The organism is Hoyosella sp. YIM 151337 (genome assembly GCF_026041215.1).
Classification (GTDB): domain Bacteria; phylum Actinomycetota; class Actinomycetes; order Mycobacteriales; family Mycobacteriaceae; genus Hoyosella.
Window position 1 is genome coordinate 1 of record NZ_JAPEIQ010000030.1, and the last position, 21,305, is coordinate 21,305.

Here is a 21,305-nt window from a genome sequence, read left to right on the forward strand (position 1 = left end):
CCCTCGCCGCCGTCCAAGAAGCCAGCCGCCTCCGCACCGTCATCGGACCGTCAAATAGCTGGTATAACGAGTTCTTCCGGTACAGCGAGCTCTTCAGCATGACGGCAGACGGCTCGATCGCCCGCCGGTTCCCGGTACTGATCATGATCGTGTGCATTTTCACGGCTGCCGCCGCGATCATTCACGCCGCCTCGCACAGCAAGCTCGCGAAGGGCCCAACACTGCGCTTGCTCGCGGTGTCGATCATGTCGTTCGGTTTCCTCGCGATGACGCCGACGAAGTGGGTGCACCACTTCGGGGCGTTCGCAGGAATCGGCGCAGCCATCGCGGCACTCGCCGCCGTGGCGCTCACAACACCACTGTTCCAGTCACCGCGCAACCGGGTGATCTACACCGGGATCGTGGTGATCATCGCCGCGTACGCCGGTACCGGTCCGAACGCCTACTGGTATGTCGGCAGTTTCGGTGTGCCGTGGTGGGATAAGCGCCCGTCCATCGAGGGATACACCCTTGCGACCGTTGTTCTCGCGATTGGCCTCCTGCTGCTGCTTATCGGCGCATTCCTGTATCTGCGTTATACGGAAGCGAAGGGCAAACGGAAGTACTTCCTCGTGCCCCTGGCCGCTCCGATTGCCGTGGTTACCGGTCTTGTGGTGCTTTTCCAGCTAGCGTCGCTCGGTAAAGCCATGCTCTCGCAGTACCCGTCCTACTCGATCGGCCGGGCCAACATCGATGCGGTACTCGGCCAGCCGTGCGCCCTTGCCCGCGACGTCCTGGTCGAGACCGACCCCAACAACGGATTCCTTCCAGCCGTCAGCACCGACGATCCGGTTGAAGCGTTCACCGGTCAATTCAGCGAAGGATTTGACCCCAACGGGTTCCGGCTCGATCTCGCCCCAGAAGACATCGAAGTCCGCGCGAATGGCCCGAGCACAATCAATCCGGACGGCCCGTTCGTGACGGGCGGATCCCTTGATGCCCGCGTACTCGAAGAGCCCGGCATCAACGGAAGTTTCGTGCCGTTGCCGTTCGGTCTGGATCCCGCTCGGGTACCCGCAGCCGGTACCTACCGGGATGCGCAGACCGACATCGCCGAACTCGTCACCGATTGGTATGAACTGCCGGAACGTTCTGATGCCACTCCGCTCGTCGTGATCACGGCCGCGGGACGCATCGCCTCGGTTGATAGCGATGGAATTGAGGCGTACGGCCAGCGCGTGGAACTCGAGTTCGGCCGCAGCAACGGCGGTGATTACGAGGCGCTGGGCCGCATCCAGCCGATCGATCCGGGGCCGACACCCATGTGGCGGAACCTGCGGGTGCCGATGGCGGACATACCGCCCGATGCTGACGTGATCCGTGTGGTTGCGCGCGACGCCGACCTGGAGCCCCGCCAGTGGATTGGGATCACCCCGCCACGAGTTCCTCAATTGGAGACGCTGCACGACGTCGTCGGCACGGAAACGCCGGTGCTGCTCGACTGGACCGTCGGATTGCACTTCCCGTGCCAGCAGCCTTACCTGCACCGTAATGGTGTTACCGAAAACCCCGAGTTCCGCATCACTCCGGACCGTGGCGTCATCTCAGGTGCGAACACGTGGCAGAGTCATCCCGCGGGAGGGTCGCTGGGCCTGACTAACACACTGAACACCCCGACAACTCTCGCGTCATACCTTGCTGGCGATTGGCGCCGGGATTGGGGTGAGCTGATCCGCTACAACCGCTACGTCGACGACGCCGTTCCTGCTGAATTGCAGCTCGACACCGTCCGCCGGTCTGGCACCTGGGCGCCGGGCGAGATCAGCTGGTAGATCGGTCCACCACAGTCATCAAAACAAAAAAGGGAAGGTTCACGGAGTGAATCCGTGAACCTTCCCTTTCGGTTGCCAGACGGCCCGCAGCCTCAGCCGGGGTGCAGCACGTACTTCTTCGGCATCCGCTCCGTCGTCTTGTCGCGCAGGGCACGCAGAGCCCGGCGGAGCTCCAGCCGAGTCGCGGACGGTTCGATGACGGCGTCAATGTAGCCCCGCTCCGCAGCGATATACGGGGTGGCGACGTGCTCGTTGTAGTAGTCGATGAACTTGCGCCGCAGTTCGGGTGCCTTGTCCCCAGCGGCAGCGAGTTCTTTACGCTTGAGCAGCGCGATTGCACCCTCCGCACCCATCACTGCGATACGCGCGGTGGGCCACGCGAAGTTCAGGTCGGCGCCAAGGTTCTTCGACCCCATCACCGCGTAACCACCGCCATACGCTTTACGCACGACGACCGTCACCTTCGGCACATCCGCTTCCAGATACGAGTTGAGGATCTTCGCGCCGCGGCGGATGATGCCGTTGCGCTCCTGCTCGAGACCTGGCAGGAAGCCGGGCACGTCAACGACACAGACGATTGGTATCTCGAACGCGTTGCAGAACCGAATAAAGCGCGACGCTTTCTCGGACGAATCGATGTCCAGCGCACCACTCAAAAACAGCGGCTGATTCGCGAGGACGCCGACCGGGCGGCCATCGACACGACTGAAACCCACAATGATGCTGCGCGCGTAGTCCGGTGAAATCTCGAAGAAGTCCCCATCGTCGAAGACTTTACGGAGAACCTCGTGCATGTCGTACGCGGAGTTGTCCGCATCAGGCATGAACGTGTCAAGCGACTTATCTGACTCCGTGATTTCGGGCTCTAGGCCTGGATTGATCACCGGGGGCTGCTCGTTGCAGTTCGACGGCAGGTAACTGAGCAGGTTCCGCACCCATGCGAACGCGTCACCTTCCGTCACCGCGACATGGTGCACAGTGCCATATTCGGCTTGTTTACGCGCCCCACCGAGGTCTTCCGCGGAGATGGACTCCCCCGTCACCGCCTTGAGGACCTCGGGGCCCGTGATGAACATGTACGCCTGATCATCCACCGCCACGACATAATCGGTGATCGCCGGACCATAAACCGCACCGCCTGCGCATTTGCCCAGCATGACGGAAATCTGCGGCACCATGCCCGAAAGCTTGATTTGGCGCTTTCCAATCTCCGCGTAAAAGGCCAGCGAGGTGACGGCCTCCTGTACCCGCGCGCCACCGGAGTCGTTAATTCCCACTACGGGGCAACCGATTTTCAGCGCGAAGTCCAGTGCGGCGCACACTTTGCGCCCGAACATTTCGCCGAGGCTGCCGCCGAATACGGTGAGGTCGTGCGAGAACACCACGACGGGGCGTCCTTCAACAGTGCCGTGCCCAACGACCACACCATCCCCATAGGGATTGTCCGGTGAACCCGGGGCACGCACAAGCGCCCCGATTTCAACGAAACTGCCCGGGTCGAGCAACATGTTGATCCGCTCACGCGGTGAGGGGAGTCCGCGCTCTTTGCGCTTCTCGATAGCGCTCGGGCTGCCGGGTTCCTTGGCCTTCTCGAGTTTTTCTCGAAGGTCCGCCAGCTTCGCTGCTGTGGTGCTCACGCGCTGGTGCTCCTTACTATGCAGAACGTCGTTTGACTTCGATCTGTTCAAGTCTGCCAGCAAGGTGAGCCGCGACACGCGCTATCACCGGCTCGTCGACGACACCGAGGTGGTCACCGGTCACCTGAACGATCTCTAGATCTGGTGCCACGTCACCCCAGCCGCCGTCTGCAGCGATGTTCCCGAACCGTGGCTCAAGCTGCACCGCACCGTCGTGCATGCGCTCGGCTTTGTACAAAACGACCGGCCCGGCGTACGGATCGGGCTGCAGCATTTGCACGGCCCGGTTGTCCAGGAACGACGCACGCTGATGCTCAATAATGCCACCACTAATCGTATGGTCGGCGTCCTTGAGCATGCCCAGCAGCAGCTGAATCTGCCCCTGATCATCACGCTTGACGAGCTCATCAATCGGCAGGGGGAACTGGAACCCATAGTTCACAGCCGCGAAATCGTTGAACCGCTGCCAGCGCAGCGCAATCTCTTCGGGCGTATCCGGAATAGGCTCGGACGGGAACACCGTATCCAGAAGGCCGAGTAGCGCGACATCTTCACCCTCGGCTCGCAATCGCTGCGCCATCGCGTAGGCAAGTGCTCCACCGAATGACCAGCCCACGAGCACATACGGTCCGTGCGGCTGAATGTCGCGCAGCGCAGGGAGGTACTCGGCGACGCGGTCGCTGAGCTTCCCCTCGACCCGTTCGAACCCGTAAACCGGCACATCCGCTGGGAGCCGTTTCGTCAGCGGCTCGTAAACGACCGTGGAACCACCCGCGGGATGGAAAACGAACACGGGGACCCGGTCGGAGCCCTCCGTACGCGCCCGCAGGGTGCGCACCAGTCCAACGTCGCCTTCGAGGTGTTCGCGCACGACGTCGGCCAGCTTCTCGATCGTCGAAGCGGAGCGGACATCGTCAACGGTGATCGTGCCACCGGTGCGTTCCGACAGTTTTTCCGCGAGGGCAGCCGCGGACGCAGCGGAAATTGCGGGCAGTGGACTGAAGATGCCACCGGCCGAGACGCCCGTGACGGTAGCCCACTGCGCGAACACAAGTCGTTCGGCAGCATCGCGCGGGGGCACTTCGAGACCTGCTGATTCGGTGACGCTGCGCTGATCGAGCGCATCAGCCGCGTTCGCGGCGACCGCATCGGCAGGTGCGGGCGCCGGTTCCGTGGCACCGGACGGCACGGACGGCACTGACGGACCCTGACCAGTGGTTGCGGCACGCTCCGCTTGCTGCTGTTGGGCAAGCTCTTCGACTTGGTCGGGGTTCTCGAGCGCGAAGGTGACGTACTTTTCGACATCGTTCAGGCTCGCGTTGCGCAGCACCTGCACCTGAACTTGCGGGATGCTGAATTCGTACTCGACCCGGTTCTTGATCCGCACCGCCATCAGCGAGTCGAGACCAAGCTCGATGAGCGGAATCTCCGGCGGCAAATCCTCGGGCGCATACCCCATCGCCTCAGCGACGATCCGCGTGAGCCGTTCCGTGGCGGGCTCGCCAGATTCCGGATCCCATTTATCTCCATTCCGGGTGCTGCCATCCGCCGTGTCGTCAGCATTTCTGCTGACGGCGCTGGCCGGCGCTGCGGCAGCACTCGCAGCGACAGACGGATTCGACGCTTCGGGCGCATTGAGGGGGCCGCCCGCAGTCACCACCGCGTCCGCGATCAGCGCGAAACCATCCCCGGACTGGGCGTATACGCGCAGCGAAGCACCACCGGGGTGCGGATGCAGCATCGTCGTTAGCGACCCTTTGTCAGGCAGCTGACCGTGGTAAATGACAGCACCCAGGTGCACGTCTGACAGCACTTGACCGGCCGCGCCGAGCACCAGGCTGTCCAAGTCGGATACTGCCTGAGCCTGCACCTCCCACGCGTGTTGTCCATCGGGGAGCGAGACGTGCGCGCCGGGCACGCGCTGAGTTCCCCCGCCCGACGCCGCACGCGCCTGCGTCCAGTGCGGACGTTTGATCCACGGGGTGGCGGGCGGCGCGGTCAGCTCTCCTGGCCCGGCGACTCGGGCTAGGTCGACCGCATGGCCGTAGACGTAAAGCTGCGCGATGGCACCCATCAATGTGGCAGCAGCATCTTCCTTGCGGTTCTGCGTGTAGACGAGCTGCGGCTCGTGCAGCCCCGCCGCGAAGGTTGTCGCTGCCACCGACATGAGTGCAATCGGGTGCGGGGCTAGCTCAACAAAGGTCGAGTAACCATCGGCTACCGCATTGTTCACCGCATGGGTGAACCACACGGTGCGACGGACGTTCTTCGTCCAGTAATCCTCTGCGTGGAGAGGCGCGCTGCGCCGCGCGAATTTCTTCCCCTCGTGAACGGAGGAGAACACCGCGCACTCTGGCGGCCGGGCGTCAATACCGCCGAGCTCGGCGGCAAGTTCACCGAGTATCGGATCCATTTGCTCGGTGTGGCCGGCGCCCTTCGTCTCGAGGATCCGGCCCAGTTTCTGCTGCGCCTCCGCCATATCGACAATGGCCCGCACTTCAGCGTCCGGCCCGCCGATCACTGTCTGAGTAGGTGCCGCATACACACAGATCTCGATGCCCGGGTACTGGTCACGCATGGCTGCGAGTTCATCGGCGGAGAACTCGACGATCGCCATCCGCCGGATGTCGTCGCCGCTCAGCCCTGCCTCCGCTTCCCCCATTAATCGCGCGCGGGCACAGATCACGCGCACCGCATCGTCGAGGGGCAGGCCACCAGACACAGCGGCGGCGGCAACCTCACCAACCGAGTGCCCAAGCACCGCGCCGGGCTGGGCTCCGTAGTAGCGGAGTGTCGCCCCGAGCGCGACCTGAATGGTGAAGATGCCGAGCTGTGCCAGTTCAACGCCGTACCTGACGTCGTCGTCGAAGAACAGCTCCTTGATGCTGTGCCCCGACTCGTCGATCATCAGCGCGTCGATCTCGTCGACATGCGCCGCGAACACGGGGACTGCTTCATAGAGTGCGCGGCCCATACCGCGGAACTGGGATCCGAATCCTGAAAATACCCACACGGGCGCGTTGGCCGCCGGGGCATTCGCGGAAAACACGCCTGGCCCTGGTTTACCTGCAGCGATCGCTTGCAGCCCTGCGACGAGGTCTGCACGTGTACTCGCTACCACCGCGGCCCGGGACCGGCCATGATTGCGTTTCGCGAGCGTACGCGCGACAGCATCGAGCGACGCCTGCTGGCCCTCGCCCGTTTCCAGCCATTCGGCGAGCTGACGGGCAGCCAGGCGACGTCGAGATGGCACGCCTGCCGAGACGGGGAAAATATATGGACCAGCGGCGAACAGCGCTTCCGGAGCGGGCAGCGGGTGCGCCTGCTCATCCGCCGGCGGCGTGTACTCCTGCACAACAACGTGCGCGTTGGTGCCGCCGAAGCCGAACCCGGAAACCCCGGCTGTCGCAGTACCCGAATACCGCGGCCATTCGCGGATATCGTCGACAACTTCAAGTTTCGCCTCATCGAAGGGGATGTACGGGTTGGGGCCGGCGAAGTTGATCGTTGCGGGAAGCAGATCATGCTGCATCGAGAGGATGACCTTGATGAGGCCGGCGGCCCCGGCCGCTGATTCAAGGTGCCCAAAGTTGGTTTTGGCTGATCCGAGCAGCGTCGGCAACAGCGCGTCGCGTCCCTTGCCGAGCACCCGGTGCAATGCTTCAGCTTCGATGGGGTCGCCGAGGAGGGTCCCCGTGCCGTGCGCCTCGATGTAGTCGACGGTCGCGGGATCGATGCCAGCGTCGCGGTACGCGGCACGCAGCACCGCCACCTGCGCGTCGGGATTGGGGGCCGTCAGCCCGTTGGAGCGGCCGTCTGAGTTCACCGCTGACCCTTTGATCACGGCAAGGACTGTGTCACCGGCACCGACCGCGTCGTCGAGTCGCTTGAGGACTAGCAGCCCGCCCCCTTCACCCCGGGCGATTCCGTCCGCGTCCTTCGAGAACGCTTTGATTCGGCCATCCGGCGCCAGCACGCCCGCAGCGCCGAAACCGAGCGTCGCAGCAGGGCTGAGTAACATGTTCACACCGCCCGCAAGCGCGATCTCCGACTCCCCGGTGCGCAGACTCTGCACCGCCTGATGCACTGCGACGAGAGACGAGGAGCACGCCGTGTCCACCGAAATCGAGGGCCCGCGGAAGTCGAAGGTATAAGACACCCGATTCGGAATCACGCTCGATGCGGTACCAGTCAGCGCATAGTAATGCGCTGTCGATGGGTCGCTGGCGGTCAGAAGGCTGTAGTCGTTCGTCGAGCTGCCGATGAAAACACCCACCTGTTTCCCGCGCAGTTCACTGGCGGGAATGTAAGCGTTTTCGAGAGCTTCCCACGCGAGTTCGAGAGCAAGTCGCTGCTGCGGGTCGACGTTCTCCGCCTCGAGCGGTGACATGCCGAAGAACTCGTGATCGAAGCCTTTGACGTCATCGAGGTAACCGCCGAGCGTCGGTGTGGACGCCATCGCAGCGGCGATCACCGGGTCGCCCGCGTATTCGTCCCACCTGCCCGCGGGCAGCTCACTGATCGCGTCGCGCCCTTCCGCGAGGAGATTCCACATGTCTTCGGGTGTGCTGACGCCACCCGGGAAGCGCGCGGCAATACCCACGATCGCGATGTCCGCGTGCGTGGCAGGCGCGGGCCGATCAAGAGCCTCTGCCGCGGCGTCGCTAGCCGCTGTCTCCTCAGGACCGTCGATAATGCGCTTGGCCAGCGCCGCGATGGTGGGGTTTTCGTAGGCGATGGTCGCGCTGAGCGCGATACCGAGCAGTTCCTCGATCTCACCGCTCAATGCCACCGCATCACGGGAGGAAAGCCCGAACTCCTCCATTGGCCGGTCAGCTGAAACCTGCTCACGCGGGAGACCGGCCGACGCCGCCACCCAATCTCGCAGCCAATCGGTCAACTGGGCAACAGTCATCTGCTGTGCGGTCAAAACTACTCGCTCACACTGTCAGGAAACGCGGTCTGGGTATGACCCCCGCGAAGGGTGCCATCAATGTAACTGGTCTTGCACGCGCGCCGGGCAATCTTCCCGCTTGATGTCCGTGGGATTGAACCGGCGGGCACCAAAAGAATGTCGCGTGCTGTCACGCCGTGACGAGCCGCGATCGCGGACCGGACCGCGTCAGCTACCGGCACAGGGTCAGCCTTACCTGCCCCAGGTGCCCGTTCAGCAACGATGACGAGTTGTTCGGAAGAGTCATCCGGGTCAAAGTCACCCCCGGCGAGGCCACTATGTGGGTTGTCAAACACGGCTCGCGGAAGCTGATTAGCTGGCACAGAGAACGCGGCGATGAAACCCGGGCGCAGCGCGGCGCTTGCTTCCTGAGCCGAGAACTCCAGGTCCTGCGGGTAGTGGTTACGGCCATCGACGATGACAAGATCCTTGACGCGGCCCGTTATATATAGTTCGCCGTCGATATACACGCCGTAGTCACCGGTTCGCATCCAGTTGGCGTCCTCGGCCACTTCGCCTGCGTGGCTGCCCACATCGAGGCGGACCTTCAGCTTGTTGTGGAAAGTCTCGGAGGTTTCCTGTTCACGGCCCCAGTACCCCTGACCGACGTTGTCACCGTGCAGCCAGATCTCACCGACATGTTCGTCGGGCAATTCTTCACCTGAGTCACCGTCAACGATCACCGCCCACTGACTCGTCGACACGTAACCGCAGGACACTTGCGGCACGGAACGCGGATGCGTTGAGTCAACGCGCATGATCTTGCCAGCATTGAGTTCGTCACGGTCGACATAGACGACACGTGCTTCCTCGTCACGTTCCGGCGTCGACACGAACAGCGTTGCCTCTGCCATACCGTATGACGGCTTGATAGCAGTCTTGGGCAGACCATAGGGGCCGAACGCCTCGTTGAACTTGCGCATCGACGACGGTGTCACCGGTTCGCTGCCGTTGATGAGACCGATCACGTGGCTGAGGTCCAGCGACTCGCCCGCTTTCGGCAGGCCGCGGAGCGCGGCGTGCTCGAACGCGAAGTTGGGGGCCGCAGCGAACGTGCCTTCGCCGTCACTTTCGGACGCGAGTTCTTTGATCCACCGGTAAGGACGCTGAACAAAGGCCCGCGGCGACATGATCGTGATGTACTTTCCGCCGAAGGCCGGCAGAATGACCGTCAGCAAACCCATGTCGTGGAACAGCGGGAGCCAGGTGACGCCGCGTGAATGCTCATTCAGCCCGAGGGACCAGCACATTTGCAGTACGTTCGTGCTCACGGCGCGGTGGGTAATCTCTACACCTGCTGGTACTCGCGTCGAGCCGGAGGTGTACTGAAGGTACGCAATGTCATCAAGGGACGGATGTGGCAGTGTCCATGAATTCTCGACCGAGTCAGGTATGGCGTCGACCGCGATGATCCGGGGCCGCTCGCTCGCGGGCCGGGAACGAAAGAACTGGCGCACTCCTGCAGCTGACTTCGTACCGGTGAGGATCGCGACGGGTTCACAGTCGCCCAGCACAGCGTGGAGCCGGTCCGTGTGGCCAGGCTCATCGGGATCAAAGAGCGGCACGGCGATGGTACCGGCATGAACCGCTGCGAAAAACGCGACGACGTAATCGAGCCCCTGCGGAGCGAGAATCGCGACCCGGTCACCCTTTTTCGCGATCTGCTGCAACCGGCCTGCCACAGCGCGGACCCGGGCCCCGAAACGTTCCCAGGTTAGTTCGTGGGCAACACCGTCACGGTCGGTCGAGTAGTCAACGTAGCGGTAAGCAAGTTCACCTGCGTTGCTTCGGGAATGCTGCTCAACGAAGTTCACGAGAGTTGCCTCTGGAGTGAGGATTACCTCACCCGCTTCGTTGAAGAACTCGTCCATGCCTCTCCCTAATTATGCAGGTGTGAACTGGCCAATCCAGCATCCAGTTCCGGGCGCAGCCTAAATGCACTAACACCACACCCCATGTGACCGATGTACCGCTTTTTGTGCCGCTACGGCGTCACTCTTCCCGTAACGTCTCGCATTAAGCCCTCTGTATGTTACAGACGCGTTCGCGATCCGCGAGAATCCGCACCGATCCCGGCGCGAAGCTCACTAGTTCATTCGCCGCCATCCACTACTGCTACTAAAGTCCCATCTACCTGCGTATTCACGTGTGTTAGAGGGGACCATATCCGGAAGCCTCCAGTGAGACGAATGCATCATTCGTGACAGGGCTGTGACTCGCCAATGTCACGAATGACACGAAACGGTCACCCCCGCTACCTGGCATTACATCATGGATGCGCTGGTTCCGGCGCTTCGTTGATGAGATCCGACGCCCACCCGGTGAGCCACTGCGTCGTTGTGGTGCCATTCTCATCCACAGTGTAGGTGTGATACATCGCATGAACTGGATTCTGAATGTAGTCATGGAACAAGCGGTGTATCGCCCCCAGTATGTCCGTGAGCAGCGGCGCATCACATATTCCATCATTCGGTGCACAGAATTGAACTGTTCGGTCAGCAAGATCACCGAAGCCGCCATTCCGTTTGCCGGTTAGCGTGGCTCCAGGAATGAATGGAAAACCTGCCAGCGAAACCTCCAGTCCGACTCCCTGTACTTGCGGGCCAACCGTGGGAGCCGCGTCAGGATCGCGGCGCCCGTCGGCGATCAGCGCGACACCCAGTACGTTGTCACTCGGCACCGGACCGTTCCCGTTGCCGATCTCGGACGCGATGTCGCCAGCGATGACCGCGCCCTGCGAGAAACCCATCAGCACGTAGCTTGTGAGCCAGCACTCGCTGTGCATGGCACTCAGAACTTCGCGCGCTTTGACTGCCCCCGCGCTGCGGCTGTCATCGTAAGTCAGCTCAGGCGGGCCGCCGGGACGCTGGAACTGCGCCGGGTATGGCAGCGTGTACACCTCCGCGCGATCCCCGCTAAATTGCTGCGAAAGCGGGTTGGTGACGTTGAGAAGGAGCGCGTTGGGGTTGAACCACGGGTTGTAAGGGTCGTCGTCCGGCGATGACTCCCAGGTGCCCGGTATGGACAGTACCTGCACGTCAGGGCAGTGTGCCGGCTGGGTGAGCTCCTCCGTCGGTTCCGGTTCAGGGATCCCTGGGATCGGAATGTCCGCACGTTCCGCAAGACGCAGCGCGAGTACCACTAGCGCGACAATCAGCGCGAGCAGCGCAAGGAGGAAAAGCACACGGCGCAGCACGCGGCGCTTCTGTTTCTTGCCGCGCCGGCGAGTCGTCGATTGCTGAGCCCAAGCCATGTGTCTCTCACCCGCAGTACTGCTGCTCGGCGACATCTACATATGTGGCGGCCATGTCGTCCACTGTCCCGGCGGCGCCGTTCAATTGCATCTCCAGCCCGACCATTGCCGTGACGTTAATCAATATGTCCTCGCGGGCGACCCCATCCGCAAGTGCCGCGCACACGTATTCGGCGGTGGCGACCGCGTGCTCGCCCTGCCCAAACGGCTCGGCACCCGCTGCGCGCAGTTCGGCCACGAAATTTGCCTCGTGCTCACTGAGCTGCGGTTCGTCTGCCGTGTCTTCCTGGGGTTCCGCAGGTTCCGGCGTCGTCGTGGCGGTTGTGGTGCTGGCAGAGTCATCCACATCGGAGTCATTTTCTTCCGGCGGCTGGGTGGTTTCAGTCACCGTCGGCGCCAAATCGGGTACACCCCCACTCACAACTGACTCGTTGCCACACGCGACGGACAACGCAACCGCCAATCCGGCCACAAGGCTGAGGGCACTGCCTCGTACGCGGCGCCGTCCTGACCCGGGCCCAGCCACCTTCTCATCCTGCATGCTGACCATTCCCCCAATCCGGCATCCCCCGACTACCGCACCAGGTTACAGAGCGAGGGCGGGTTGTGAGGCACACGCACAATGCACGTCACAACCCGCCCCTAACGGCGCTGCTGGGGAAGTACGCCGTCAGCCTGTGATTACCTTCGTTTCGTCGTCTGTCACAAGGATGTGCCCGCGCTGGAAGTCCTGCCTGAGGCCTTCTGGCGTCTCGTGAGCGTCGCCCACCGGATAGCCCAGGGGGCCGGTCTCGTACTCGTGCTCCGCCCAAGCGTCCATGATCGCGCCCTTCATCACTGCCCAGGCTCCGGAGTCTGGCGACCAGTAGATGTTCCCGTTTGCGAATTCACTGAACCGTCCGGCGCCGATCTTGTGCTCACCAGACTGCGGGTAGCCCAGGACGCCTGTTTCCCGGCCAAGTTGGTTGTAGTGATCCCAGATTTTGCCGTAAACCGGGAGGGTTCCCGACCTCGTTGCCGCGTACACGGCACCCCGCTCAAACTTCTGAAGGCGGGCCCGCCGGTCATCGGTGTTCTCGACGCCAGAAACGGGATAACCCATGTCACCGGCTTCCCAGCCGGTTGCCGCCCACTCTTCGAGGAAGCCCGAGTGCACCATTTGCGCACCGGTTTCGGGCGTCCAGTAAATCGCGCCTTCTTCGAACTGATTGAAGTAGCCGCGACCATCCGGGGTCGGAGTTTCACTCGTTGTCGGCAAGCCGAGTTGTCCGCGCGGCCCACTCGCCGCGTTGTACAGTTCCGCGATTTTGCCCTTCACCATGTGCGCACCCGAGTCGGCTGACCAGTACACGGTGCCGTTTTCAAACTCCTGGCTCCGTGCGCCGCCGCGCAGCGTCCGCTCATCAGTAACGCAGGCTCCGAGGTCGCCACGCGCACCCGCAAGCTCGCCGATAGCGCCCCCGACCTCACAGGTCGGCTGATCGGCCTCCCTCGCACTCGGAGCGGCCGTCGCGAGCCCAACCGAATCCACATTGAGGGCTTCCGCGATCTGCGGCCACGCGGCGTGCAGTTCTGACTGCCAGTACGGCCACGAATGGGTACCCGTGTTCCGGTAGCGAACTGTGGCCGGGATGTTGAGATCCTTGAGCCGGGCATCGAAGTTTTGTGTCGTCAGCCGCGAAAGCACTTCGAGTGCCATGCCCGCGGAGTTTTCTGGAATACCGGGGACCAGTCCAGGACGGTCGTGACTACCCTGTGCGCCGGTGCCTGCCGAGATGTAAAGACTCACGCCCTGCAGGTTGCGCGCCAGCTGCATGGGGTCGTGCTCTTTCCAAGCCGAGTTGTCGGGCGGACCCCACATAGCGTCCGAGTTGAAGCCACCGGCATCGAGCATCGCCGCTCTGATCGCACGCTGCATGCCGTACGAGGTGGTGCTCAGGTACCCGGAGAGTGAGCCAGCGAACTGGAACATTCCCCGGTTGCGTGCGGGGAGGAACATCGCGGCGGTACCACCCATCGACAAACCGAGAACGCCCTTGTTGTCGTTGACCCGATAGTCACCGTGCAGGATCGGCGGCAGTTCCTTCGTAAGGAAGGTCTCCCACTGGTAGTTCTTGTCGTTATCGGGATACAGCCAGTCGGCGTAGAAGCTGGACTGCCCGCCGACAGGCATGACCACGTTCACGTTCTTGTCGGCGAAGAAGTCCCGTACATCCGTTTCGAGCATCCACCCCGATTGGTCATCGCGGGCCCGAAGTCCGTCAAGCAAGTAGAGCGCGGGGAACGTCCAATCGGGCTGCGAGTGGTAATCCTTGGCCAGCAACATTTGCACCTGGATCACTTCGTTCATCGCAGGCGAGTACACCCACACGGCGAGCTGACGCTCCGAAATCTGGTCCACCCGGTCAACACGTACGCCCGGCATCGGCGTTGGCGACATCGGATGCAGGGCAGGGGACTGCGCTGCAATAGCCGGCGGCGCGGCAAGCGCTGCGGGCGCGATGCCGGACGAGATGGCGAGCGGCGCGATGAGCATTGCCGCGCACGCCGCGATCTGACGGCGTCCGGCGCCTCGGCTCCGGCGGCCTGATCCGCGATCGCCGTGCTGCAACGAAAGCCGCATGAGGCACTCCTCGTTTCGTGGTGGTGTCGAGCTGCTAAGACTGTCGGGCCGATCCGGGCGAACCCGTCCGAATCAGTGCACAGTCCTTTCATACCCGCCAACCCCGTTGTTGCACGAGATGCGCCATGCCATGCGTGAGGCAATTGTTACTAGATGTGCGCTTGGTGGTTATCGAAACCGGCGCGGGGGCCCGAATCGGGTCTCCCGCGGATACGAGTGGCGCAAAAGCAAAACCCCCTGCCCGAAGGCAGGGGGTTGCTTTGCTTCAGTCGCTCCGGATCATGCACCCAGCGCGCGGAGAATGCCTGGCTTGGCGTTGGACAGTTCTTCCTGCCAGTAACCCCACGCGTGAACGCCTGTTGGCGGGTAGCTGTAGGTGGCATTCAGGCCAAGGGCGTCAGCACGACCCTGGAAAGCACGCGTGTTCAGCAGCGAGACAACCTCGAGGCCCATCGCGTTGGCGGTGTGGAAGTAATCGATCGGCTCGTTGATGCGCGTGTGCACACCAGGGATGCCGTTGCCAGCCGAGATGTAGAGGGTCTTGCCCTGCAGGCGCTCAGCGAAGCGGGTCGGGTCATGTGCGGCCCAGGCTGGATCCCACGGCGGGCCCCACATGTCGTCGACGTTGTAGCCGCCCTCGTCAAGGAGAGCAAGACGGATCAGCGACGGCATCCCCGGCGCCGAAAGGTTCAGGTAACCCGAGAACGACGCGGCATACGTGAACCGGTTGCCGTGATCAGCGGCCAGCTTGAGCGCTGCACTGCCAGCCATCGACAGGCCTGCCACCGCGTTGTTCGTGGTGCGGATGCCAATCGTGCCCAGGTAGTTCGGAAGCTCCTGCGCGAGGAAGGTCTCCCACTTGTAGGTAAACGTCTGAGCGTTCGTTGTGCTCGGGCCGTACCAGTCGGCGTAGAAGCTCGCACGCCCGCCAACCGGCATCACCAGGTTGACGTTGGAGTCGCGGAACATGTCGACGGCGTTGGTCTCGATTCGCCAGCCGCTGAGGTCGTCGCGAGCACGAAGACCGTCCAGCAGGAACAGCGCAGCGTTGCCGCCGCGAGACGCACGAACGATGTCGACCGGGATGTGACGGTCCATAGCCGCCGAGTAAACGTTGTGGCGTTCGATCCCGCCTGGCTGCGCGGAGGCCACAGCGCCACCGGTAAGTCCCGCAATCAGCGGCAGCATTATGCCCAGCACAAACGCTGCGACTGTTCGCTGTCTCCATTTCTGGGACAGGCGCGGTTTGGCGAAACGCATGGATAAATCTCCCTCTTCTCGTGTGCACCACCGTGTTGTCGCGACAGCGTCGGGGGCCGCTGCGACTCACACGGTGCCCTCCCTGACGCCGGATATGCGACCCTGGCAATCACCTGAGAGCTCGATGTGTAGATCGACTCGGACACCATAACCGTTACACGTCGGCAGTATCACATTTCCAACACCGCCCAGTGACGAACACAGTACCGCAGTCGGCCCACCTGGGACTGCCGGAATGACACAACAAAAGGTGGTCACAATTGCATCACGAAACCCTGACGTCACGAAAGGCGCAGGTGACCTGGCTGTTATGCGCCGTTACGCGCGGAGCAGCGCTCAATCTCGTCCTGCGGCAGACGTTCGATTCGGTATGACGAACGCCATAGCGCATCTCGGAAGTTACGGACAAACTGACCGGCATTCAACTCGTTGCGATAGCCGCTTAACAGCCTCTGAGTCTGAGGACAGGTGAGAGCTTCCTGAGAATCTGCGACCCACTCCGGGTCTAGAAATCCCGGCAAACCGGCCTCACGGGTCGTCGCTGCGCCCGTGTCTACAACGACCCAGTCTGGCAGCAAGTACTTGTCGTGACCAATCCGGCCCCCCGGAATTCGCTCCGTGTGACCCGCGAGCGGATACGCGAGACCCACAGGGTCGAGAATCCGCACGTCCAGCGATGTCAACATGCTTGTCATCCCGAGCTGCAGGAAATACACAGTCGATTCGGGCGCCGCAGCGATTCGGCTGTTGCCAGGACGGCTAGCAGGCGGCACTATCGCCCAGTAGTTCATATCCGCGGTCGGGAGCAGCAGCGCTCCATGCGGAGCCCTGGTCAGCGCGTCGAGCATTGATTCCATCCGCGGGTACTCGATGTAGTCCTCCGCAAGGATTGGGTGTGCCACGTTCGTCCAGTAACGGTAGAACTGGCGTTCGTCCACAATCCCGTGATCTGGAACGCCATCGACGACGCCCGGATCGCTCACCACAACGATCACGCCTGACCACACCATCACGGCGAGCCACAGCGCACCAAGTACGCCGCTGACGCGGTACCCGTAATGCCGCCGCGATCCGCCAGTACGCGTGCGCACGCGGCGCGGTGCCGTCAGCGGGACCACGGCGACCGGCAGGAGCAGAGTGAATAGCACCGGCAGCAGGGTGCGCCCGTGCATGAAGTCACCGCCGACACGCACTACGTACAGGCCGAGAAGCACGCCGTTGAAAAGAAAGAAGCCAACGACGACGGCCGGCGACTGCAAACGCGACCGCCACGAACGGCGGCGGGCCGCTGCGGTAATACCGCTCGGATCCCCGTGGTCCGGATCGGCGGCAGTCTCAGTGTCGCGCGAGTTACCGTCCGCCCCACGGAACAGGACCAGCGCCGCCAGCGCGAGAACGGCGAGAAGCACCAGCGGCAGCCACAACCAGTAGGGCCCCGCGAGATCACCCAGGTACATCCAGCCCTTGTCCCACCGAGCGCCGCCGGCGTCCTTCGCCACGGCAGTACTGGGATACGGCAAGGCGTAATAGCCCATCCGGAAAACCTGGTACGCGACGGGCACGGCCCCGGCGACCACAACGATCGCGACCCGCAGCCGCAGCCTCGAAGGAAGCACAAGCAGCAGGATGAGCGCTAGACCACCGAGCATCGCGAGTTCCGGACGCACGAGTGGGCCGAGGCCTGCGACGAACGCGATTGCGAGGGTGAGCCCGCTGCCATGCCGCTCCGCGAACGACCAGCGCACGAGCAGCCACCACATCAGCGCTATCCAGGCGAGAACCAGTCCCGATTCCAGACCTGAGGTGGCAAAGTCGCGGGCCGGCGGCACAGCGAGGTAGGCGATGACACCCGCCGGCACCAGCAGAACCGCGGAGGCCGGGCGCCCGAAAAGTGTCTGCCCGTACAGCCTGGCGGTTCCCAGCATGGCAAGAACGACTGCTAGCACGCTGAATGCCAGCGCGAGCGTCAACACGACGTACTCGAGTTGCGCACCAGTCACCCAGCCCACGAACGTCACGATGTACGTCCACAGTGTCGAGGTGTTGGCCTCGACGCGTTCGTCCGCATTGAATACCGGGCCATTGCCCGCGAGGATGTTGCGGACGGTCCGTAAGACGATCAATCCGTCGTCAGAGATCCATCGCCGCTGCCACGCGCCGTACGCGAAGAGCACTGCGGCGAGTACGACACCTGCTCCTAGGGCAGCACGAGGTGCCGCGTAACGAGGGGACACTGCGTCACGCGACGTAGACCGCGACACCGACGACTCCAATCCATGCAATCGCGAGGAACTGCAGAACCCGATCGCCGAGCGCGATTTCTTCAGGCTCACCAGCTTGCCCACCGTCAATGTCGACGGCATAGCGCAAGATCGCGATTGTAAACGGAATCATCGACAAAACGAACAATCCGAGACTGCTGCCGTCGCCGCGTGGCGCACCGGGCCCGCCCGCGTCCTGCTCGAACGCCCACAGCCCATAAAAGATGATTACGGCTGTCGCAGACAGTGTCCACACAAATCGCAGGTAAGTGGACGTGTAGTTCTCAAGCGCTTTCCGGATCTTCGCGCCGGTTTCTTCCGCAATCCGCAGTTCCGCGTACCGCTTTCCGGCCGCCATGAACAACGATCCGAACGCAGCCACCAGCAAGAACCACTGTGATAGCGGAATGCCCGCAGCTACACCGCCTGCCACAGCGCGCAGCAGAAACCCGGAAGACACGATGAAGATATCGAGCACGGCCTGGTGCTTGAGGCCGAAGCAGTAGGCGAGCTGGATCACGATGTACACCGCGATCACTACCGCCAGACCGCTGCTCGCAAGGAAGGACAGCGCAATCGATGCGGCAAACAGCACCACCGACAGCGAGTACGCCAGCGAGACAGGCACCACGCCTGCCGCGATGGGCCGGAAACGTTTCGTCGGGTGCGCGCGGTCGGCTTCGACGTCTCGGGCGTCGTTCACTAGGTAAATGCCCGACGCCGCGAGACAAAAGACAACGAACGCGATGACGACACTTGTGAGTACTGGGCCCTGGCCGATCGAACCGTCCGCGAGAGGCGCGGCGATGACGAGTCCGTTCTTGACCCATTGCCGCGGACGGATCGCTTTGATCAGTCCCTCCGCCAATGATGACGGCGGCTTCCGCGTTCTGGCGCGAGTCGGGTCCTCAGGCTCGACCAGATCGCTCATCCTTACCCCTCTCGACCGCATGTGGTCACAACTAGTCCAGGTGCCGCGCTAGCAGGCACAGCTTATGCCCATCCGAGCTTTTCCTCGGCTAACCCCACGGCCGCGGCGGACGCCGCGCCCACTGCGGCCCCGGCCAGGACGTCGGTGGGATAGTGCACACCAAGCACGAGGCGCGAAAGCAGCATCGGCGGGACGATCACGGCTGCCAATGGCAGCCCTGTCAGCCTCCCGAGAAGAATCGTCGCAGCGGTCGTCGACGTTGCATGAGATGACGGAAAACTCAGTTTGCTGGGTGTCCCGACATTGATCACGATGTCCGGATGGCTAGGGCGTCGCCGCCGCACTACCCGCTTGATAGCGATTGACGCAGCGTGTGCACCGACCGCACCAACCGCGACACCCATCCAGCGCTTGCGGCGGCCCGGATCAGCGAGCGCGCCCACCGCGGCGATACCCACCCACCCGAGGGCGTGTTCGCCAAAGTGCGACATTGCTCGCGTCGCAGGCAGGACGCCTGGTCGATCGGCCAGTGCGCGCTGAACTGCGGCGAGCACCGCGCCCTCTCCCGACAACGGCGGAACCTCAACGGCACCGTCGCTCGCGTATTCGCTCATGCTGCCTCTCATTTGTACTGGGCGAAGAACTGACCCCAGCGTTCCCTGCTTGTCAGTTCCGGCATGGCACGCCGATACGCCGATTGCAGCTCAGGGAAGCGGCGATCAAGCTCACGCCGCAGCCGTACCGCATCTTTGAAGAGTTGCGCTGCGAGTTGTTTGTCGCGCTTACGGTAAACGACACCGCGGCCGTCAGCTGTCGTGACCGTGGCGCCATCGATCTGAGACAGCAAGAACCAGCGGGCGTCCATTGTCGCCACGTTTAATTGCGGACGCTCAAGGTGTTCAGTCTTCGCAGGCCGCATGTTGTGCAGGATCGCGCGGCCGAGGCGTTTCACCTTCGCTGGCATGCCGACTGGCAAGCTGACGTCGCCAACGTCGGCCCCGGATGGCAACGGCAGATCTGTCGCGGAACCCGCCACGACGGCATCGGGGTATTCGGCGCGAATCTTCTGGACTTTGGCCAGTGACGTGGGCAGCACGTCGAACAGCTCGCCAGGTCCCGCAAGAAAGTCTTCGATCGCGGCATTCTGGAGCGCGACAGTCGAGTACTCCAGGCATAATAAATGTTTGAACAGCGGCTTCACCGTGCTCTTCACCAGCGCCCGCGCACCCCCGGGGTTGTGAAGAGCGGCCACGATCAAACGGTTGCGCATGTGGTAATACGCCTGCCAGTCAATCACGTCATCCTTGTCGGACCACGCCATGTGCCAGATCGCGGTGCCCGGCAGTGTGACAGTCGGGTATCCGGCCGCTGCAGCTCGCAATCCGTATTCGGCGTCGTCCCATTTGATGAAAAGCGGGAGTGGCTGCCCAAGCTCTTCTGCCACCTTGCGTGGTATCAGGCACATCCACCAGGCGTTGTACGTGACGTCGATTCTGCGATGCAGGTCGGGTGATTCAGAGAGCGGCTCGGCGGCAAAGTCATGATCGTATTCGGTATGCGGGGCGGGTCCCCACACGAACTCACCGAACCGCACGACTTCACCCATGACATGCAAATGCGAGCGATTCTGCAGATTCAGCATCTGCCCGCCGACCAGCACTGTTGACCGGGCAAAGCGAGAGAAAGCGATAGCACGCAGGATCGAGTCGGGTTCGATCTCGATATCGTCGTCCATGAAAAGAATGAACGGACTGTCAGTTGTCCTAAGAGCCTCGTACATCACGCGGGAGTATCCGCCGGAGCCGCCGATATTCCCCTGGTCGTGGATGCGCAGCCGATCACCCAGCGCTGCGGCTGCCTCCTCAAAGCCCTCTTGATCGCGGACCTTTTTGGTGCCCTGATCAGGGATGATCACGGCGTCGATGACTTCGAGCACAAGCGGGTCGGACGCGAGCGCCGTGAGTGCCTTCACACAATCGTGGGGACGGTTGAAGGTCGGGATTCCGACTGCGACGCGCGCTTCTCCCGGAGCTTCGACCGGTGCATACCAGCCGCCCGCGAGCAGCTCGATATCAGCCTCAGTGCTCAGGTCGAACCAGATCCAGCCACCATCTTCGAATGGAATGAGGTCGACTGCAGCTTCAATGATGTGGTTTCCCTGGCCAGTATCGGCTGTCTGCACGCTCGTGACATGGATGCGGGTGCCGTCCGCCTTCGACCGATAGATGTCAGCGCGGCAGTCGCCGCTAACCTCGAGCCGCAGCACAACGGAGGACAGAACGCTCCAGCGCCGCCAGTAACTTGCCGGGAAAGCATTGAAGTATGTGCAAAACGACACTTCAGATTCGTCAGCGATTCGCACTGAGGTCCGTGACGTTGCGTGTGCGCGCTTCGGATTGGACGCAGCCTCCTCAAGGTACAGGCGCCGCACATCGAGCGGTTCGCCCGGGCGAGGCAGCAGGATCCGCTGGAGCAGCGACACCGCCTGCGACGTTGTGCCCTCCGCTGCCTTCTGCTCCTGCACTGATTGCGCCTTTCTCGTTGTGCGACCTGCCGCCGGCTTCGTGGTCATTGC

General features: G+C 62.8%; 12 protein-coding genes. 1 reads left to right on the top strand and 11 read right to left on the bottom strand.

Annotation, left to right across the window (positions count from 1 at the left end; all coding sequences use genetic code 11):
* The coding region (locus ONR57_RS15025; RefSeq protein WP_265124333.1) for an arabinosyltransferase at window positions 1-1,811 on the top strand (1,811 nt) is incomplete at its 5' end.
* Window positions 1,812-1,903: 92 nt separating this feature from the next.
* Here ONR57_RS15025 and ONR57_RS15030 read toward each other — a convergent pair.
* The 11 genes from ONR57_RS15030 to ONR57_RS15080 form a co-directional block, all read right to left on the bottom strand.
* On the bottom strand, window positions 1,904-3,448 hold the full coding sequence (locus ONR57_RS15030) for an acyl-CoA carboxylase subunit beta (RefSeq protein WP_265124334.1): 1,545 nt from the start codon (window positions 3,446-3,448) through the stop codon (window positions 1,904-1,906).
* A gap of 16 nt (window positions 3,449-3,464) precedes the next feature.
* Window positions 3,465-8,363, bottom strand: a complete 4,899-nt coding sequence (gene pks13 / locus ONR57_RS15035; protein WP_265124569.1) for a polyketide synthase Pks13 — start codon at window positions 8,361-8,363, stop codon at window positions 3,465-3,467.
* 17 nt (window positions 8,364-8,380) lie between these two features.
* A complete protein-coding gene (fadD32, locus tag ONR57_RS15040) occupies window positions 8,381-10,273 on the bottom strand; it encodes a long-chain-fatty-acid--AMP ligase FadD32 (protein WP_265124335.1) in 1,893 nt (630 codons plus the stop codon).
* A gap of 398 nt (window positions 10,274-10,671) precedes the next feature.
* The gene (locus tag ONR57_RS15045) at window positions 10,672-11,655 is read right to left on the bottom strand and encodes a cutinase family protein (protein WP_265124336.1); all 984 of its coding nucleotides are present in this window, start codon (window positions 11,653-11,655) and stop codon (window positions 10,672-10,674) included.
* Between the two features lie 7 nt (window positions 11,656-11,662).
* Window positions 11,663-12,196 (bottom strand): DUF732 domain-containing protein, encoded by a 534-nt coding sequence (locus ONR57_RS15050; RefSeq protein ID WP_265124337.1) that lies wholly within the window; start codon window positions 12,194-12,196, stop codon window positions 11,663-11,665.
* Window positions 12,197-12,325: 129 nt separating this feature from the next.
* Window positions 12,326-14,278, bottom strand: a complete 1,953-nt coding sequence (locus ONR57_RS15055; protein WP_265124338.1) for an alpha/beta hydrolase-fold protein — start codon at window positions 14,276-14,278, stop codon at window positions 12,326-12,328.
* A gap of 279 nt (window positions 14,279-14,557) precedes the next feature.
* A complete protein-coding gene (locus tag ONR57_RS15060; RefSeq protein WP_265124339.1) occupies window positions 14,558-15,538 on the bottom strand; it encodes an alpha/beta hydrolase family protein in 981 nt (326 codons plus the stop codon).
* A 308-nt stretch (window positions 15,539-15,846) separates the two neighbouring features.
* Window positions 15,847-17,772 (bottom strand): flagellar motor control protein ZomB, encoded by a 1,926-nt coding sequence (gene zomB, locus ONR57_RS15065; protein WP_265124340.1) that lies wholly within the window; start codon window positions 17,770-17,772, stop codon window positions 15,847-15,849.
* Between the two features lie 4 nt (window positions 17,773-17,776).
* A complete protein-coding gene (locus tag ONR57_RS15070; RefSeq protein ID WP_265124341.1) occupies window positions 17,777-18,730 on the bottom strand; it encodes a decaprenyl-phosphate phosphoribosyltransferase in 954 nt (317 codons plus the stop codon).
* A gap of 62 nt (window positions 18,731-18,792) precedes the next feature.
* Window positions 18,793-19,344 (bottom strand): phosphatase PAP2 family protein, encoded by a 552-nt coding sequence (locus tag ONR57_RS15075; protein ID WP_265124342.1) that lies wholly within the window; start codon window positions 19,342-19,344, stop codon window positions 18,793-18,795.
* Between the two features lie 8 nt (window positions 19,345-19,352).
* On the bottom strand, window positions 19,353-21,302 hold the full coding sequence (locus ONR57_RS15080) for a glycosyltransferase (RefSeq protein ID WP_265124343.1): 1,950 nt from the start codon (window positions 21,300-21,302) through the stop codon (window positions 19,353-19,355).
* Window positions 21,303-21,305 lie beyond the last annotated feature (3 nt).

Excerpts from the sequence above, each read along its gene's own strand:
- pks13 (WP_265124569.1), bottom strand. The coding sequence starts at position 8,363 with ATGACTGTTGCCCAGTTGACCGATTGGCTGCGAGATTGGGTGGCGGCG.
- fadD32 (WP_265124335.1), bottom strand. The coding sequence starts at position 10,273 with ATGGACGAGTTCTTCAACGAAGCGGGTGAGGTAATCCTCACTCCAGAG.
- ONR57_RS15045 (WP_265124336.1), bottom strand. The coding sequence starts at position 11,655 with ATGGCTTGGGCTCAGCAATCGACGACTCGCCGGCGCGGCAAGAAACAG.
- ONR57_RS15050 (WP_265124337.1), bottom strand. The coding sequence starts at position 12,196 with ATGCAGGATGAGAAGGTGGCTGGGCCCGGGTCAGGACGGCGCCGCGTA.
- ONR57_RS15055 (WP_265124338.1), bottom strand. The coding sequence starts at position 14,278 with ATGCGGCTTTCGTTGCAGCACGGCGATCGCGGATCAGGCCGCCGGAGC.
- ONR57_RS15060 (WP_265124339.1), bottom strand. The coding sequence starts at position 15,538 with ATGCGTTTCGCCAAACCGCGCCTGTCCCAGAAATGGAGACAGCGAACA.
- ONR57_RS15070 (WP_265124341.1), bottom strand. The coding sequence starts at position 18,730 with ATGAGCGATCTGGTCGAGCCTGAGGACCCGACTCGCGCCAGAACGCGG.
- ONR57_RS15075 (WP_265124342.1), bottom strand. The coding sequence starts at position 19,344 with ATGAGCGAATACGCGAGCGACGGTGCCGTTGAGGTTCCGCCGTTGTCG.
- ONR57_RS15080 (WP_265124343.1), bottom strand. The coding sequence starts at position 21,302 with ATGACCACGAAGCCGGCGGCAGGTCGCACAACGAGAAAGGCGCAATCA.